16 protein-coding genes are annotated in these 16,078 nt (G+C 62.2%); 11 read left to right on the top strand and 5 right to left on the bottom strand.

The genetic code is table 11. The annotated features are described in order from the left end of the window. Positions 1 to 4: 4 nt before the first annotated feature. Entirely contained in the window at positions 5 to 724 is a 720-nt protein-coding gene (pcaH, locus tag H7A76_RS09975; RefSeq protein ID WP_185698328.1) for a protocatechuate 3,4-dioxygenase subunit beta, read from the bottom strand. A 103-nt stretch (positions 725 to 827) separates the two neighbouring features. After that, on the bottom strand, positions 828 to 1,757 hold the full coding sequence (pcaQ, locus tag H7A76_RS09970; RefSeq protein WP_185698327.1) for a pca operon transcription factor PcaQ: 930 nt from the start codon (positions 1,755 to 1,757) through the stop codon (positions 828 to 830). Between the two features lie 139 nt (positions 1,758 to 1,896). On the opposite strand from pcaQ, the gene H7A76_RS09965 reads away from it, so the two are divergent. Together H7A76_RS09965 and H7A76_RS09960 are read left to right on the top strand one after the other, a co-directional pair. Then, a complete protein-coding gene (locus H7A76_RS09965) occupies positions 1,897 to 2,793 on the top strand; it encodes a neutral zinc metallopeptidase (RefSeq protein ID WP_185698326.1) in 897 nt (298 codons plus the stop codon). Beyond that, the gene (locus tag H7A76_RS09960) at positions 2,794 to 3,765 is read left to right on the top strand and encodes an alpha/beta hydrolase (RefSeq protein ID WP_185698325.1); all 972 of its coding nucleotides are present in this window, start codon (positions 2,794 to 2,796) and stop codon (positions 3,763 to 3,765) included. A 14-nt stretch (positions 3,766 to 3,779) separates the two neighbouring features. Here H7A76_RS09960 and H7A76_RS09955 read toward each other — a convergent pair whose 3' ends face one another. From H7A76_RS09955 to H7A76_RS09945, 3 genes are all read right to left on the bottom strand, one after another. Continuing rightward, positions 3,780 to 4,373 (bottom strand): HAD family hydrolase, encoded by a 594-nt coding sequence (locus H7A76_RS09955; RefSeq protein WP_185698324.1) that lies wholly within the window; start codon positions 4,371 to 4,373, stop codon positions 3,780 to 3,782. Beyond that, entirely contained in the window at positions 4,370 to 5,239 is an 870-nt protein-coding gene (gene tesB / locus H7A76_RS09950) for an acyl-CoA thioesterase II (protein WP_022641150.1), read from the bottom strand. Before tesB ends, H7A76_RS09955 begins: the two co-directional genes overlap by 4 nt. Before the next feature lie 103 nt (positions 5,240 to 5,342). Then, positions 5,343 to 5,912: a GNAT family N-acetyltransferase gene (locus tag H7A76_RS09945; protein WP_185698323.1), complete on the bottom strand. Its 570-nt coding sequence runs from the start codon at positions 5,910 to 5,912 to the stop codon at positions 5,343 to 5,345. Between the two features lie 75 nt (positions 5,913 to 5,987). Between H7A76_RS09945 and H7A76_RS09940 the strand changes: the two genes are divergently transcribed. From H7A76_RS09940 to pseF, 9 genes are all read left to right on the top strand, one after another. Next, positions 5,988 to 6,908 carry a histone deacetylase gene (locus tag H7A76_RS09940; RefSeq protein WP_185698322.1) on the top strand — a complete coding sequence of 307 codons (921 nt, stop codon included), beginning with the start codon at positions 5,988 to 5,990 and terminating at the stop codon, positions 6,906 to 6,908. Between the two features lie 1,001 nt (positions 6,909 to 7,909). After that, complete coding sequence (wbpA, locus tag H7A76_RS09935) at positions 7,910 to 9,223, top strand: UDP-N-acetyl-D-glucosamine 6-dehydrogenase (protein WP_185698321.1); 1,314 nt, start codon at positions 7,910 to 7,912, stop codon at positions 9,221 to 9,223. Between the two features lie 48 nt (positions 9,224 to 9,271). Continuing rightward, positions 9,272 to 10,222, top strand: a complete 951-nt coding sequence (locus tag H7A76_RS09930; protein ID WP_185698320.1) for a Gfo/Idh/MocA family protein — start codon at positions 9,272 to 9,274, stop codon at positions 10,220 to 10,222. Positions 10,223 to 10,229: 7 nt separating this feature from the next. Further along, positions 10,230 to 10,817: a UDP-2-acetamido-3-amino-2,3-dideoxy-D-glucuronate N-acetyltransferase gene (wbpD, locus tag H7A76_RS09925; protein ID WP_185698319.1), complete on the top strand. Its 588-nt coding sequence runs from the start codon at positions 10,230 to 10,232 to the stop codon at positions 10,815 to 10,817. Beyond that, positions 10,814 to 11,914, top strand: coding sequence for a DegT/DnrJ/EryC1/StrS aminotransferase family protein (locus tag H7A76_RS09920; protein WP_185698318.1), 1,101 nt, complete (start codon positions 10,814 to 10,816; stop codon positions 11,912 to 11,914). The genes wbpD and H7A76_RS09920 overlap by 4 nt, the downstream gene beginning before the upstream one ends. After that, the gene (locus tag H7A76_RS09915; RefSeq protein WP_185698317.1) at positions 11,911 to 13,179 is read left to right on the top strand and encodes a lipopolysaccharide biosynthesis protein; all 1,269 of its coding nucleotides are present in this window, start codon (positions 11,911 to 11,913) and stop codon (positions 13,177 to 13,179) included. Before H7A76_RS09920 ends, H7A76_RS09915 begins: the two co-directional genes overlap by 4 nt. 11 nt (positions 13,180 to 13,190) lie before the next feature. Further along, positions 13,191 to 14,189 (top strand): UDP-N-acetylglucosamine 4,6-dehydratase (inverting), encoded by a 999-nt coding sequence (gene pseB / locus H7A76_RS09910; RefSeq protein WP_185698316.1) that lies wholly within the window; start codon positions 13,191 to 13,193, stop codon positions 14,187 to 14,189. Positions 14,190 to 14,192: 3 nt separating this feature from the next. After that, positions 14,193 to 15,353 (top strand): UDP-4-amino-4,6-dideoxy-N-acetyl-beta-L-altrosamine transaminase, encoded by a 1,161-nt coding sequence (gene pseC / locus H7A76_RS09905; RefSeq protein WP_185698315.1) that lies wholly within the window; start codon positions 14,193 to 14,195, stop codon positions 15,351 to 15,353. Then, positions 15,350 to 16,051, top strand: a complete 702-nt coding sequence (pseF, locus tag H7A76_RS09900) for a pseudaminic acid cytidylyltransferase (protein ID WP_185698314.1) — start codon at positions 15,350 to 15,352, stop codon at positions 16,049 to 16,051. The genes pseC and pseF overlap by 4 nt, the downstream gene beginning before the upstream one ends. The last annotated feature ends 27 nt before the right edge of the window (positions 16,052 to 16,078 follow it).

Below are 16,078 nucleotides of genomic sequence, written 5' to 3'. Positions count from 1 at the left end.
TTCCTCAGCAGTGCTCGAAATGGGTCCGGCGCTGGCCACGCAGCACGATGTCGAAACGATAGGCCAGGCAATCCATGGGGTTGGCATTGCTCATGTCCAGCCGGGCGATCAGGCTCTGCACCGCCTCCGGGCTGGCGATCGACTTGACGATCGGGCACAGCGGGATCAGCGGATCGCCTTCGAAGTACAGCTGGGTGACCAGCCGCGTGGCGATCGCCGGACCGCTGATGGAGAAATGAATGTGCGCCGGGCGCCAGTCGTTGGGAGCGTTACGCCATGGATAGGGTCCGGGCTTGATGGTGCGGAAGCTGTAGTAGCCGTCGCGATCGGTGAGGGTCCGCCCGACTCCGCCGAAATTCGGGTCCAGGGGCGCCAGGTAGCGGTCGTTCTTGTGCCGATAGCGGCCGCCGGCATTGGCCTGCCACATTTCCACCAGAGTATGGGGCACCGGCTTGCCGTATTGGTCGCATACCCGCCCGGCGACGATGATCCGCTCGCCCACCGGCAAGCCGCCGTTGTCGAAATTGCGCAGCAGGTCGTTGTCCAGGCGTCCGAGGCGCAGTTGGGAAAAGTCCGGACCACCGGTTTCACTGGGCGATTGGGCAATGCTCACCAGCGCCTGGCGCGGGGAGCGGGTGATGGAACTCTTGTAGTCGGGCGTCAGGGCCTTGGGGTGCCAATCACGGTCGCGAATCACGAAGCGACTGCCGTCTGCATCGGACATGTCGATCTCCTGTTGTTTGAGTTCTGGAGCGCAGCTTGCAGAGTTTCAAACAAACCAGGCCGGCGGACTATTGAAAAGCCGGCGCTCATCCATAACCACAAGGTTAAGGATATCGCCCCTCGCGATAGGCCAGCCCGACCTCCCGCAACACCTGCACCGCCCATTGCGCCGCCAGCGGCAACGGCAGGCTGGCATTGCTGGAGATCCCCACCGAGCCACCGGGCTCGCGCAACCCCAGGTCCAGCTCCAGCAATTCGCCACTGGCCAGGTCCAGGCGCACCGCATCCAGCGGCGCTATCCACAGCGCATCGCTGGACAAGGTGTAGCGCCGGCCCAGGGCCAGCGACAGGGTTTCCAGGCGTTGTGGCGACTGGGCGATGCCGCACTGCACGAACAGGCTGTCGGCATGCTTGCGGATACTGGTGCCAGCCAGCGGCAGCACCAACGGATAACGACCGACGGCCCCACGGTCGAGCAGCCCGCAGGCCAACGGATGCCCGGGGCGCACCACCAGGGTCATGGACTCGTTGTACAGGTGCTCGAAGCTCAGGCCCTGGATCTCCGGGCTCTCGGTCATGCGCCCCACCACCAGGTCCAGGTCGCCGACCCGCAGTTGCGAGAGCAGGTAGGCGCTGGGGCCAGTGACCACGCTGAGCGTCAGCGCCCCATGCCGCTGGTGCAAACGCCGCAGCACCTCCGGCAGCAACAGGCCCTCCACCGTAGAAAGCACGCCGATACGCACCGCCTGCGCGGCATGCTCGCCACCGCGCAAGCTGCTGACCCCTTCCCGCAGGGCCTGCACCGAAGGGCCGGCATAGCGCAGGAAGGCCCGCCCGGCCTCGGTCAGGCTGAGCCCGGCCTTGCTGCGCTCGAACAAGCGGGTGTCCAGCAAAGTCTCCAGTTCCTTGAGGGTCTTGGACATCGCCGGCTGGCTCACCGCCAGCACATCGGCGGCCCGGGCCAGGCTGCCCTGGCGGGCCATTTCAAGAAAACCCACCAGGTGACGGAATTTGATGCGGGTATCGATGTTCAATAGGGAGCCCCAAAATGCGTCTGCAACCGGCCGACCCGGTATCGGCCATGGTAGCGTGGGCAAAAATCCCTGACGACCGGACTGGCGCCGGTTCCAGCCAGCAGCAACACTGACCAGCAGAAGAAACGAGGACTCCCCCATGCTTTGGAAGAAAGGCCGGCGCAGCGACAACGTCGTGGATGTGCGAGATGACAGCGGCGGTGGTGGCGGCGGTGGCTTGCGCTTTGGCGGGGGCAAGGGGTTGAGCCTGACGGCGATCGTGCTGATCGTCGGCATCGGCTGGGCCACCGGCCAGGACCCGCTGCAGATCCTCGGGCAACTGCTCAGCCAGGGCGGCGGCCAGGTCTCGGCCCCGGCCACCACCCAGGAACGCAAGGCGCCACCGGCCAACGATGAACAGGCGGAATTCGTCCGCGCGATCCTCGGCGATACCGAGGACACCTGGGGCCAGATCTTCCAGCAGGCCGGCCGCCAATACCAGGCGCCCAAGCTGATCCTGTTCCGTGGCCGGGTCACGTCCGCCTGCGGCGCCGCCACTTCGGCCAGCGGCCCCTTCTATTGCCCAGCCGATCGCCAGGTGTACCTGGACATGGATTTCTTCCGGGAAATGGCCCAGCGCTTTTCCGCCGCTGGCGACTTCGCCCAGGCCTACGTGATCGCCCATGAGGTGGGCCACCACGTGCAGACCTTGCTCGGGGTCTCGGCCAAGATGCAGGCGGCCCGCCAGCAGGGTCGGCAGATGGAAGGCGACGGTGGCCTGCTGGTACGCCAGGAGTTGCAGGCCGACTGCCTGGCCGGCGTCTGGGCCTACCACGCGCAAAAACGCTTGAACTGGCTGGAACCCGGGGACGTGGAAGAAGCCCTGAACGCCGCCAACGCCATCGGCGACGACCGCCTGCAACAGCAAGGCCAGGGCCGGGTGGTACCGGACTCCTTCACCCACGGCACCTCGGCCCAGCGGGTACGCTGGTTCAAGACCGGTTTCAGCCAGGGCCAGGTCGGCCAGTGCGACACCTTCGCCGCCAAGAGCCTGTAGATGCGCCGCCTGCTCGCGGCGCTGCTGTGCCTGGGCAGCCTGGGCGCCCAGGCTGCGGGGCATGGGGTCAAGATCATCAGCCCCGGGCGACTGGAACTGCCGGCCGGTGAACTGGCCCTGGGCCTGAGCCAGGACTGGCGCCAGCCATTGCCGGGCATACAGCGGGCCCTGGTCATCGTCCATGGCCGCCTGCGCAACGCCCAGACCTACCTGCACAGCGGCGAGAACGCCGCCAGGCTGGCCGGGCAAGAGGCCACGACCCTGGTGATCGCCCCGCAGTTTCTCAATCAGCACGACATTGCCCGCCACCACCTGCCCAGCAGCCTGTTGCGCTGGCAGGGCAACGCCTGGATGGGCGGCGAGCCCGCCACCGCCCCCCAGCCGCTGAGTTCCTACGCGGCACTGGACGCCATCCTGCTGCGCCTGGGCGATCGCCAGCGCTTTCCCAACCTGCGGGAAGTGGTGGTCGCCGGCCACTCGGGCGGTGCCCAGGTGGTGCAACGCTACGCCCTGGCCAGCGGTGACCCTGCCGAACTGCAGCGGGCCGGAATCGGCCTGCGCTTCGTGGTCGCCAATCCTTCGTCCTACGCCTACTTCGACGCCTGGCGCCCGGTAGCCATCGGGCCAGCCGCCTGCCGCGGATTCAACCAGTGGAAATACGGCCTGGAACGACGCCCGGCCTATGTCGCCCGACTAATGCCGGAACAGCTGGAACAGCGTTATGCGGGGCGGGATATCACCTACCTGCTGGGACAACAGGACATCGACCCACGGCACCCGGCCCTGGACCAGAGCTGCGCCGCCGAGGCCCAGGGCGCCTATCGCCTGGCGCGCGGGCACAACTATTTCGACTACCTGCTAAGGCGTCATCCCCAGGGGCTGGCCCAGCGCCTGGTAGAGGTGCCGGGGGTCGGCCATGACGGGGACAAGATGTTCACCTCGGCCCAGGGCCAGGCGGCGCTGTTCAAGTAGAACTGCGCCCGGCCTCAAGCGCGCAACAGGCGGTGCAACTGCGCGCAATCCTGCGCATGCCAGTCGGTCAGTTCCGGCCAGGGGTTGTCCGGCAGGTTGACCAGCACCGTGCGGGTACCGGCGGCGCGGCCGCAGTCCAGGTCGAAGCGGTAATCGCCGACCATCACCATGCGCTGCGGAGCTACATCCCAGGCCTGGGCCAGCTTCAGCAGGCCACCGGGATGGGGCTTGGGCGGGGCCTCGTCGCGGCCCAGCACATGGGCCTGGGCGAAGCAGTCGGCCAGGCCGATGGCTTGCAAGGTGACGTGGGCCAGTTCCCGGGCATTGCGCGTGAGGATGCCCAGGCGATATCCGCGCCCGGCCAGGTCTCGCACCAGCTCCACCGCTCCCGGCGCCGGGCGCGAACCCAGGGCCAGGTCGCGCTCGTGTTCCAGCAGCCAGGCATGCTTGGCCGCGGACTCGTCCGCCGGCAAGGCTGCCAGGTGCGTGAGGATGTCTTCATCGGCCGGGATCGACAACGCCTGGCGGATCGCTTCGAAGTCATGCACGGCGATGGTCAGGGTGCCGTCCATGTCGAACACCCAATGCTCGATATCCGAAAGGCTCATGCCCAATCCTTGCGATGGCGGATCAACCCTTCCTGGGTCACCGAAGCGACCAACTGGCCGGCACGGTTGAACACGCTACCCCGGGAGAAGCCCCGGGAATTGCCGGCCCACGGGCTGTCCATGGCATACAGCAGCCAGTCATCGGCACGCAGGTCGGCGTGGAACCACAGGGCGTGGTCGAGGCTGGCCACTTGCATATCCTTCTGCCAGACCGACTTGCCATGGGGCAGCAGCGAGGTGACCAGCAGGCCGAAGTCCGAGGCATAGGCCAGCAGGTACTTGTGCAGCGCCGGGTTGTCGGCCAGGGTGCCGTCGGCGCGGAACCAGACGTACTTCACCGGATCCATCGGCTGCGGGTTGTACGGGTCCCTCTCGGTCACCGGGCGCACTTCGATGGGCTTGGGGCACAGCAGCTTTTCCCGCATGTGCTCGGGAATCAGGTGCGCGCGCTGGGTGGCGATCTCCAGCTCCGAGGGCAGGTTCTCCGGGCCGACCACCTGGGGCATGCCGCTCTGGTGCTCGAAGCCCTGCTCGTCGTACTGGAACGAAGCGCTGCAGGTGAAGATCGGATTGCCCTTCTGGATCGCCGTCACGCGCCGGGTGCTGAAGCTGCCGCCATCGCGGACCCGGTCCACCTGGTAGACCACCGGCAAGGCGGCGTCCCCGGGACGCAGGAAGTAACCGTGCATGGAGTGTACGTGGCGCGCCTCCTCTACCGTCTGGCTGGCGGCGGACAGCGATTGGCCGAGTACCTGGCCACCGAACAGCTGGCGGAAACCCAGGTCCTGGCTGCGTCCACGAAACAGGTTTTCCTCGATGGGTTCCAAGGTCAAAAGATCGACCAGATCATCCAGCACATGACTCATTCAGACTCTCCTCACACAGAGCAAAACCGCGCAATCTCGGCTGCGGCGGTCAAATCGATTCGGGGCAAGCAACCTCATCGGCACATCTAAACATGCGCGATTGCTATCCATGCAAGGTTTCCAACCATTGTTCACGGGTGATGCGGTACAGCACATGCTCGCGCAACGGGTGATCGCCGGCGAGCTTGGGATGTTCGAAATCCCCCTGGACGACATGCTGCATGCCGATGGCCTGCATCACTTTCTGCGACGGCAGGTTGGTCCGGGTGGTGAAGGCTACCACTTCGTCCAGGGCCAGGCGCTCGAACGCGCAACGCAACGCCGTCCAGGCCGCCTCGCTGGCATAGCCCAGGCCCCAGTGCTCGCGGGCCAGGCGCCAGCCGATCTCCACCGCCGGGGTGAAAGGCGCTTCGAAACCCACCACGCCCAGGCCGGTAAAACCGATGAAGGCGCCGTTATCCTTGCGCTCCAGGGCCCAGGTGCCAAAACCATGCTCGGCAAAATGACCACGTATGCGACCGATCAAGGCAGCGCTCTCCAGGCGGCTCAAGGGTGCCGGAAAGTAGCGCATGACCTGGGGATCGGCACACATCGCCGCAAAAGCCTGCAAATCATCGTCACGCCATTGGCGCAGCACCAGGCGCGCGCTTTCCAGTTGCAATATCGGCTCCATCGGTGCCCTCCATTTTAATGGGTGCAAGTCTACATCGCTGTTAGGATCCTTCACGGGTCCTTCTAAGAAAATGCCATGACATTGCCGCTGATCTACCACGACGACTACAGCCCGGAATTCCCCCCGGAACATCGCTTCCCCATGGACAAGTTCCGCCTGTTGCGCGACCACCTGGTGGACAGCGGCCTGACCCGGGATACCGACCTGCTGCGTCCACAGCTGTGCCCGGCCGAAGTCCTGGCGCTGGCCCACGACCCTGGCTATATCGAACGCTACATGCAGGGTGAGTTGTCCCGGGAAGACCAGCGGCGCCTGGGCCTGCCCTGGAGCGAAGCCCTGGCCCGGCGCACCGTGCGCGCAGTTGGCGGCTCGCTGCTGGCCGCCGAGCAGGCGCTGGAGCACGGCCTGGCCTGCCACCTGGCCGGCGGCACCCACCACGCCCACTACGACTATCCAGCCGGGTTCTGCATCTTCAACGACCTGGCGGTGATCAGCCATTACCTGCTGGAGAGCGGGCGCGTTGGGCGGGTGCTGATCTTCGATTGCGATGTGCACCAGGGCGACGGCACCGCGCGGATCTTGCAGCACACCGCCGATGCGGTGACCGTCTCGCTGCACTGCGAAAAGAACTTCCCGGCGCGCAAGGCCCAGAGCGACTGGGACATTCCCCTGGCCATGGGCATGGGCGATGCCGAGTACCTGGAGGTGCTGGACGATGCCCTCAACTATCTGCTGCCGCTGTACCGGCCGGACCTGGTGCTGTACGACGCCGGGGTCGACGTGCATCGGGACGACGCCCTGGGCTACCTCAAGCTCACCGACGCCGGAGTGGCCGAGCGCGACGAACGAGTCATGCGCCATTGCCTGGGCCGGGATATCCCGGTGGTGGGAGTGATCGGAGGCGGCTATAGCAAGGACCGCCAGGCCCTGGCCCGGCGCCACGGCATCCTGCACCACAGCGCCCAGAGAGTCTGGGAGTCGCTGGGCTGTCGCTGACCCGACAGCCTTACCCACACCGGCTGTGGAGCCGCTTGTGGATAACCTGAGTGAAAGCCTCTACAGCCCTCGCCCTGCAAGGCTCAGGACCAATCGTCTGTTTTTTGATCAACAACTTCGCAACATCACATTCCCGTGAATCGCTTACCCCCAATCCCTGTGGAGCCGACTGTGAATAACCTGCGGGAAACCGGCTCCGGCCCTTTCTCTGCAAGGCCTGGAGAGCACTGCTCAGTTTTTGACCAGGGGTCGATTCATTCATCGCGGCCATCCACGCTTACCCCCACTCTCTGTGGAACCGCCTGTGGACAACCTGCGTGAAACTCATCCAAGCCCTTGCAGAACGTGGCCTCCAGGCGGTCGACTATTTTTTGACCAGGGTCATCAAGCGGTCATCCGATCATGCTCGCTTACCCCCAATCCCTGTGGAATCGCTTGTGGATAACCTGGGCGAAAGCCAGTACACCCCTTGAACGACAAGGCTCTCATGACATCGATCATTTTTCGACCAGGGCGCAACCGCCCTTCCCTGGAGCTTTTTCAGCTGGAACCGTTCCCTGCCAAACCCCGTACTTGAGCATGCAGAAGGCCCGCAGGAAGCAAGAATCCGACGCGTTAGCAAAGAAGTCCTGAATGAGGCTATCGGACATTTCCCCGAATAGAGGTAAAATGCCCCGCCAAAGAACTAGATTCGGGCAAAACGGGGTTATGCAGGGTACCGGAGGCATGGAATCGCATCGTCGATGGCCGCCTCTCGCTGCAAGGGGCTTGGCATAGGCGCCCCGCGAGCTTGGGCCGTGCCCATAGGATGGGTGAGAAAGATCTTGTGAAAACGTCAGACATGCTAAAGGCCCGACCCCCCTCGTATCTCCAGCCTGAGACCACCCCGGGTTCTAGCAATTAATTTCCAATCATTCAAAGTTAAAACTTCCAGCCTATTAAAAGTTGAAGTTAAGCACTTATTAAATATTAAGACGCAAGTCCAGTTGGAGTTTTAATTGATGCCAGACATCAAACAAGCAAGCATTGAGAAGTTCAAGAGCAAAGAAGCGCTGATCGGTATTATCGGGCTGGGTTATGTCGGTCTGCCGTTGATGTTGCGCTACAACGCAATCGGTTTTCGTGTGCTGGGTATTGATGTCGATCAGGACAAAGTCAACCAACTGAATGCAGGGCGGAGCTACATCGAGCATATTCCCGCCAGCAAGATCGCCGCGGCCCACGCCAGCGGCTTCGAAGCGACCGTGGACTTCAGCCGTGTCAGCGAATGCGATGCCTTGATCCTCTGTGTTCCCACTCCACTGAACAAGTATCGCGAACCCGATATGAGTTTCGTGATCAACACCACCGACTCGCTCAAGCCTTACCTGCGCGCCGGCCAGGTGGTATCGCTGGAAAGCACCACCTATCCAGGAACCACCGAGGAAGAACTGCTGCCTCGCGTTGAAGAGGGAGGCCTCAAGGTCGGCCAGAACATCTTCCTGGTCTACTCGCCGGAGCGTGAGGACCCGGGCAACCCCGACTTCGAGACCCGCACCATTCCCAAGGTAGTGGGCGGCCATACTGCAGCCTGCCTCGAGGTGGGCGTCGCCTTGTACGAGCAGGCGATCGACAAGGTTGTACTGGTCAGTTCCACCAAGGCCGCCGAGATGACCAAGCTGCTGGAGAACATCCATCGGGCGGTCAACATCGGCCTGGTCAATGAAATGAAGGTGGTCGCCGATCGCATGGGCATCGATATCTTCGAGGTGGTGGACGCCGCGGCGACCAAGCCCTTCGGCTTCACCGCCTACTATCCGGGCCCCGGCCTGGGTGGCCACTGCATCCCGATCGACCCTTTCTACCTGACCTGGAAGGCCCGCGAGTACGGCTTGCATACACGGTTCATCGAGCTCTCCGGCGAGGTCAACCAGGCCATGCCGGAATACGTCGTCAACAAGCTGGTGGACGCCTTGAACGATGGCCGCCGTGCGCTCAAGGACAGCCGTATCCTGGTGCTGGGTATCGCCTACAAGAAGAATGTCGACGATATGCGCGAATCGCCATCCGTGGAGATCATGGAATTGCTGGAGGCCAAGGGCGCCATCGTCGCCTACAGCGACCCGCATGTCCCAGTGTTCCCGAAGATGCGCGAACACCACTTCAATCTGTCCAGCGTGCCCCTGACCGCCAGCACCCTGGCCGAGTTCGACGCCGTGGTCCTGGCGACCGACCACGACAAGTTCGACTACGAGCTGATCAAGGCCAGTGCCCGATTGATCATCGATAGCCGCGGCAAGTACCGCCAACCCGAAGCCCATATCGTCAAGGCTTGATTTCTTCCAGTCCCGGCGCGTCCGGGACCTTGTATTTGGAGCGTCCTAGTGAAACGTTTTGCCCTGATCGGCGCAGCCGGCTACATAGCCCCACGCCACATGCGAGCCATCAAGGACACGGGTAACGAGCTGGCTTGTGCCTATGACATCAATGACTCGGTCGGCATCATCGACAGCCTGTCTCCACACAGTGAGTTTTTCACCGAATTCGAGCGTTTCTATGACCACGCCTGGCGCCTGAAGCGCGATCCGGCCACGGCGCTGGATATCGTCTCGGTGTGCTCCCCCAACTACCTGCACCACCCGCATATCACCGCGGCGCTGCGCCTGGGCTGCGATGTCATCTGCGAGAAACCGCTGGTTCCCACCAGCGCCCTGCTCGATGACCTGGCCCTGACCGAGCGCGAAACCGGCAAGCGCCTGTGGAACATCCTGCAATTGCGTCACCACCAGGCGATCATCGATCTCAAGGAAAAGGTCCGCAACGAGCAGCGTGACCACAAGCATGAAGTCGAACTGACCTACATCACCTCCCGCGGCAACTGGTACATGGAGAGCTGGAAGGGCGATCTGCGCAAGTCGTTCGGCGTGGCCACCAACATCGGTGTGCACTTCTACGACATGCTGCATTTCATCTTCGGCAAGCTGCAGCGCAATGTCGTGCACTACAGCGATGCCTACAAGGCTGCCGGCTACCTGGAGTATGAAAACGCCCGTGTCCGCTGGTTCCTGTCGATCGACCAGAACGACCTGCCTGACGCCGTCAAGGGCAAGAAACCCACCTACCGCTCGATTACCGTCGATGGGCAGGAAATAGAGTTCTCCGAAGGTTTTACCGACCTGCATACCGTCAGCTACCAAGCCATCCTGGACGGCAAGGGCTACGGCATAGAAGATGCGCGGCATTGCGTCGAAACCGTCGAGTTCATCCGTTGCGCCAAGCCGCTGGCCGCGCAAGACGGTGAAGGACATCCATTCCTCGCCTCCCTGGCTCGCTGAGGTCCCCATGCCCTATCAAGTCCACCCCAGCGCCATAGTCGATGACGGCGCACAAATTGGCGAAGGCTCCCGCGTGTGGCATTTCGTGCACGTCTGCGGCGGCGCGCGTATCGGCAAGGGGGTGTCGCTTGGGCAAAACGTCTTCGTCGGCAACAAGGTGGTGATCGGCGACCAGTGCAAGATCCAGAACAATGTCTCGGTGTACGACAACGTGACGCTCGAGGCGGGTGTGTTCTGTGGCCCGAGCATGGTCTTCACCAATGTCTACAACCCGCGCTCGCTGATCGAGCGCAAGGACCAGTATCGCGACACCCTGGTAAAGAAAGGCGCGACCCTGGGCGCCAACTGCACCATCGTCTGTGGCGTGACCATCGGTGAATTCGCCTTTGTCGGCGCCGGCGCCGTGATCAACAAGGACGTCCCGGCCTACGCCCTGATGGTTGGCGTCCCGGCCCGGCAGATCGGCTGGATGAGCGAGTTCGGCGAGCAGCTGGATCTGCCGGTCGAAGGCGACGCCACCACCACATGTGCGCACACCGGCGCCCGCTACAGCCTGCGCGGAACAGAATTGAGCAAGGAACAGAGCCCAGCATGATCGAATTCATCGACCTGAAAAGCCAACAGGCACTGATCAAGGACCGCATCGACGCAGGCATCCAGCGAGTGCTCGCCCACGGCCAGTACATCCTGGGCCCGGAAGTGGCCGAACTGGAAACCCAACTCGCCAACCTGACAGGCGCCAGGCACTGCATCAGCTGCGCCAATGGCACCGATGCGCTGCAGATTGCCTTGATGGCCCTGGGCGTCGCTCCCGGCGATGAAGTCATCACCCCTGGCTTCACCTACATCGCCACCGCGGAAACCGTGGCCTTGCTGGGCGCCAAGCCGGTTTACGTGGATATCGACCCGCGTACCTACAACCTCGATCCGCAGCGCCTGGAAGCCGCGATCACTGCGCGAACCAAGGCCATCATCCCGGTATCCCTCTATGGCCAGTGCGCGGACTACGATGCCATCAACGGCATCGCCGCAAAGTACCGCATCCCGGTGATCGAGGATGCCGCGCAGAGCTTTGGCGCCACCTATAAGGGCAAGCGCTCCTGCAACCTGACCACCATCGCCTGCACCAGCTTCTTTCCCAGCAAGCCACTGGGTTGCTATGGCGACGGCGGGGCGATCTTCACCAATGACGACGAACTGGCCGTGGTCTTGCGCCAGATCGCCCGGCACGGCCAGGACCGTCGCTACCACCATATCCGGGTCGGCGTGAACAGCCGGCTGGACACCCTGCAGGCAGCGATCCTGCTGGCCAAGCTGGAGCTTTTCGAAAAAGAGATCCTGCTGCGCCAGGAGGTGGCACAAAGCTACGAACGCCTGTTGCACGATGCCGGGATCGACGCGACGCCCTACGTCGAGCCGTACAACACCAGCGTCTATGCGCAGTACACCATCAGGGTCGGAAACCGGGACAGCGTGCAAGCCCGGCTCAAGCAGCTCGGCATTCCCACCGCCGTGCACTATCCGATACCGCTGAACAAGCAACCGGCGGTGGCCGATAGCAGCGCCAGCCTGCCCCTGGGCGACGAAGTGGCGGAACAGGTGATGAGCCTGCCGATGCATCCGTACATGAGCCTCGAGGATCAACTGAAAGTTGTTGAGGGCCTGGTGTCCAGCGGTGTCGCGAATCGATGAGCAACACTAGAAAACTGGTGAGCGACACCGCGATCTACTTCGGGGCTAACGTCCTGAATGCGGCGATACCATTCTTTCTCCTGCCCATTCTGACCCGGGTACTGAGCCCGGCCGACTATGGCAGCATCGCCATGTTCGGTGTTTGCCTGAGCATCATCAGCGCATTCACCGGGCTGAGCGTGCATGGCGCCATCGGGGTCCGCTACTTCCAGCTGGCCAAGGAGGAATTGGCGCAGTACGTGGTGACCTGCATGGGCATCCTGGTCGTCAGTACCGCCACCCTCTTCCTGGTCGCACTCGGGCTGCGGCCCTGGCTCCCCCAGATCACCGGCCTGCCTGCGGACTGGCTGCTGGTGGCTGTCGTGGTGTCGGGCTTGCAGTTCCTCGTCAACATTCGCTTGTCGCTGTGGCAAGTGGCTGGCCAGGCGGTGAAATACGGCACCTTCCAGATCAGCCAGAGCCTGCTCAACGCCGGTGGTTCATTGCTGTTGATCCTGGTGGTCGGCATGGCGTGGGAAGGCCGCGTGCTGGCCCAGGCGCTTGCCATCGGCCTGTTCGGCGCGATCGGATTCTGCTGGCTCTGGAAGGACGGCCTGCTGAGAAAACCAGTGGTATGGCGCGCCCATTGCCTGGACGCCCTGAAGTTCGGCGTGCCGCTGATTCCACATGTCATCGGCGGATTGCTCATCGTCGCCACGGACCGGCTGATCATCGTCAGGCTGCTGGATGTCAGCCAGGCAGGTCTCTACATGGTGGCCTTGCAGTTCGGACAGGTCATCGGCCTGGTGACCGAGTCCTTCAACAAGGTCTATGCGCCATGGCTGATGAAGAGTCTCTCGAGCAAGGAGGAAGTGCCACGCTCGCGCATAGTGCGCTTTTCATATCTGTACATGGGGCTGTTGTTCGCCATGGCGATCATCTTCGGCCTGCTGGCGCCTTGGGTGATGGGCTTCCTGGTAGGGAGCGAGTTCAAGGCCTCCAGCGAGCTGGTGATCTACATCGCACTGGGCTTCGCCTTTGGCGGCTGCTACTACATGGTCACCAACTATGTGTTCTTCGAAAACAAGAACTCGCGCCTGGCATTGATCACCCTGATTACTGGATTGATAAATATTCCGCTGATGTTCTTCTTGGTGGAGCGCAATGGACTGGTAGGTGCAGCCCAGGCATTCATGCTTACTCAATGCTTATCTTTCGTTGGCACATGGTGGCTTTCCAACAAAGTACATCCGATGCCTTGGTTCAACTTAAAAGCTTATAAATAGGATTAACGTTCATGCTCACCGGCCAAACCATTCTCATCACTGGCGGTACAGGTTCTTTCGGGAACACCTTCGTGCCAATGACTCTTGCCAAATACAATCCGAAGAAAGTGATCATTTTCTCTCGCGATGAAATGAAGCAGTGGGACATGGCGAAGAAGTTCGAAGGCGACCCGCGCGTACGCTTCTTCATCGGCGATGTCCGTGACAAGGACCGCCTGTATCGAGCCCTGGATGGCGTTGACTATGTCGTGCATGCAGCAGCGACAAAGATCGTACCGACCGCCGAGTACAACCCCTTCGAGTGCGTGAAGACCAATATCAATGGCGCCATGAACCTGATCGATGCCTGCATCGACAAGGGCATCAAGCGCGTGGTGGCCCTGTCCACCGACAAGGCCAGCAGCCCGATCAACCTGTACGGTGCCACCAAGCTGGCTTCCGACAAGCTGTTCATCGCCGGCAACTCCTATTCCGGTGGCCACGAGACCCGTTTCTCCGTGGTTCGCTACGGCAACGTCATGGGCTCCCGTGGTTCGGTGATCCCGTTCTTCATGTCGATCAAGGACAAGGGCGTGCTGCCCATCACCGACGAGCGCATGACTCGCTTCATGATCTCCCTCGAAGAGGGCGTGGAGCTGGTCTGGCACGCCTTCGAAGACATGGAAGGTGGCGAGATCTACGTGAAGAAGATCCCATCGATGAAAGTTACCGACCTGGCCCGGACCATCGCTCCGGACGCAACCCAGGAAGTGGTCGGCATCCGTCCCGGCGAAAAGCTGCACGAGCAGATGATCAGCGTCGAGGACGCCTACTACACCTACGAATACCCGGAACACTTCAAGATCCTGCCGACGATCAACAACTGGTCGACTTGCGAAGAGCGCATCAAGGACGGCCAGAAGGTACCGGAAGGCTTCGTCTATGCCAGCGACAGCAACAGCCAATGGATGAGCAGCGAACAGTTGCAGGCCTGGATCGACCTCAACCGCGAAAAGATCGGGAGTATCTGATCCATGATTCCCTACGGCCGCCAGGACATTACCCAAGCAGACATTGATTCGGTAGTGGAGGTATTGCAGTCCGACTTTCTCACGCAGGGCCCCATGGTCCCGCGTTTCGAGCAAGCGCTGGCATCACATGTTGGTGCCCGGCATGCATTGGCGCTGAACAGCGCGACGTCCGCGCTGCACATCGCCTGCCTGGCGCTGGGACTGGGTCCCGGGGACTGGCTCTGGACCAGCCCCATCACCTTCGTGGCATCGGCCAACTGCGCACTGTACTGCGGAGCCCAGGTCGACTTCGTGGATATCGACCCGGTGACCTACAACCTCAGTCCGCAGGCGCTGGAGCGCAAGCTGGAGCAGGCGGAGCGCGACGGGAAACTGCCCAAGGTGGTCGTTCCCGTCCACCTATGCGGACAACCCTGCGATATGCAGGCGATCCATGCCCTGGCCAAGCGCTACGGCTTCAAGATCATCGAAGACGCGTCCCATGCCGTGGGTGGCAAGTACCAGGATGAGTTCATCGGTAACTGCACGTACAGCGACATCACCGTGTTCAGCTTCCACCCGGTGAAGATCATCACCACCGCGGAAGGCGGCATGGCATTGACCAACGATGCCGCCCTGGCCGAGAGAATGGCCCTGCTGCGCAGCCATGGCATCACCCGCGATCCGGCGCAGATGACCCATGAATCCGATGGTCCGTGGTACTACCAGCAGATCGACCTGGGTTTCAATTACCGCATGACCGAATTGCAGGCGGCCCTGGGTGTCAGCCAAGTACAGCGCCTGGACCAGTACGTCGCTCGCCGCCACGTACTTGCCCGTCGCTACGACCAGCTCCTGGCCGGGTTGCCGGTCACCACGCCCTGGCAGCATCCGGACAGCTACTCCGGCCTGCACCTGTATGTGATCCGCCTGCAACTGGGGAAAATCGACAAGACCCACGCCCAGGTCTTCGCCTCCCTGCGTGAACAGGGCATTGGCGTCAATCTGCATTACATCCCGGTGCCGACCCAGCCGTACTACCGGCAGAGGGGCATCGATCCCGAGGCATTCCCCGAGGCGCAGCAGTATTACCGCGAAGCCATCAGCCTACCGATGTTCCAGACCATGACCGAACAGCAGCAGGACCAGGTCGTGGCGGCCTTGAACCAGGCGCTGCTGGGATGAACGTCGCGATCATCCCCGCCCGTGGCGGCAGCAAGCGTATTCCACGCAAGAACATCAAGGAGTTCTGCGGCAAGCCGATGATCGCCTGGAGCATCGAAGCCGCCATGAACAGCGGCTGTTTCGAGCAGGTCATCGTCTCCACCGACGATCCCGATATCGCCGAAGTGGCCTTAGACCATGGCGCCAGCGTGCCTTTCATGCGCCCGGCAGCCTTGTCCGACGACCACACGGGCACCACGCCGGTAGTGCGCCACGCCATCGAGTGGTTGAACCAGCAGGGTGTGACCCCTCAATATGCGTGCTGTGTCTATGCAACGGCCCCTCTGATCAGCAGCCAGGACGTCCTCAAGGGGCTCAAGGCGCTGGAGGAAAAAGGTGGCGACTACGCATTCTCAGTGACCAGCTATGCGTTTCCGATTCAACGTGCCATCCGCATAAAAGAGGATGGCCGCGTCGATATGTTCAATCCCGAGCTCTTCGCTGTCCGTTCTCAAGATCTTGAACATGCCTTCCATGATGCAGGGCAGTTCTACTGGGGAACCTGTGCGGCGTGGTTGGAAAACCGGGTCATTTTCGGTAGCCGATCGCTGCCGATCATACTGCCGCGGCACCGCGTCCAAGACATCGACACGCTGGAAGACTGGGAAATGGCCGAATACCTTTTCAAGGCCGTGGGGCTTCGGGATAACGGCCTGTAATAATTTGTTTTTCGAGAGGATTTAAAA

This window comes from Pseudomonas sp. MSSRFD41, assembly GCF_014230245.1.
GTDB lineage: Bacteria > Pseudomonadota > Gammaproteobacteria > Pseudomonadales > Pseudomonadaceae > Aquipseudomonas > Aquipseudomonas piscis.
The sequence above is the reverse complement of the archived record's forward strand: the minus strand, read 5'-3'. Positions and strand labels throughout refer to the sequence as shown.

Bases quoted from the DNA above. Each gene is read 5' to 3' on its own strand.
- H7A76_RS09965 (WP_185698326.1), top strand. From the start codon at position 1,897: ATGCTTTGGAAGAAAGGCCGGCGCAGCGACAACGTCGTGGATGTGCGA.
- H7A76_RS09960 (WP_185698325.1), top strand. From the start codon at position 2,794: ATGCGCCGCCTGCTCGCGGCGCTGCTGTGCCTGGGCAGCCTGGGCGCC.
- pseF (WP_185698314.1), top strand. From the start codon at position 15,350: ATGAACGTCGCGATCATCCCCGCCCGTGGCGGCAGCAAGCGTATTCCA.
- pseC (WP_185698315.1), top strand. From the start codon at position 14,193: ATGATTCCCTACGGCCGCCAGGACATTACCCAAGCAGACATTGATTCG.
- wbpA (WP_185698321.1), top strand. From the start codon at position 7,910: ATGCCAGACATCAAACAAGCAAGCATTGAGAAGTTCAAGAGCAAAGAA.
- H7A76_RS09920 (WP_185698318.1), top strand. From the start codon at position 10,814: ATGATCGAATTCATCGACCTGAAAAGCCAACAGGCACTGATCAAGGAC.
- H7A76_RS09940 (WP_185698322.1), top strand. From the start codon at position 5,988: ATGACATTGCCGCTGATCTACCACGACGACTACAGCCCGGAATTCCCC.
- H7A76_RS09945 (WP_185698323.1), bottom strand. From the start codon at position 5,912: ATGGAGCCGATATTGCAACTGGAAAGCGCGCGCCTGGTGCTGCGCCAA.
- pcaH (WP_185698328.1), bottom strand. From the start codon at position 724: ATGTCCGATGCAGACGGCAGTCGCTTCGTGATTCGCGACCGTGATTGG.
- H7A76_RS09955 (WP_185698324.1), bottom strand. From the start codon at position 4,373: ATGAGCCTTTCGGATATCGAGCATTGGGTGTTCGACATGGACGGCACC.
- wbpD (WP_185698319.1), top strand. From the start codon at position 10,230: ATGCCCTATCAAGTCCACCCCAGCGCCATAGTCGATGACGGCGCACAA.
- pseB (WP_185698316.1), top strand. From the start codon at position 13,191: ATGCTCACCGGCCAAACCATTCTCATCACTGGCGGTACAGGTTCTTTC.
- tesB (WP_022641150.1), bottom strand. From the start codon at position 5,239: ATGAGTCATGTGCTGGATGATCTGGTCGATCTTTTGACCTTGGAACCC.
- H7A76_RS09915 (WP_185698317.1), top strand. From the start codon at position 11,911: ATGAGCAACACTAGAAAACTGGTGAGCGACACCGCGATCTACTTCGGG.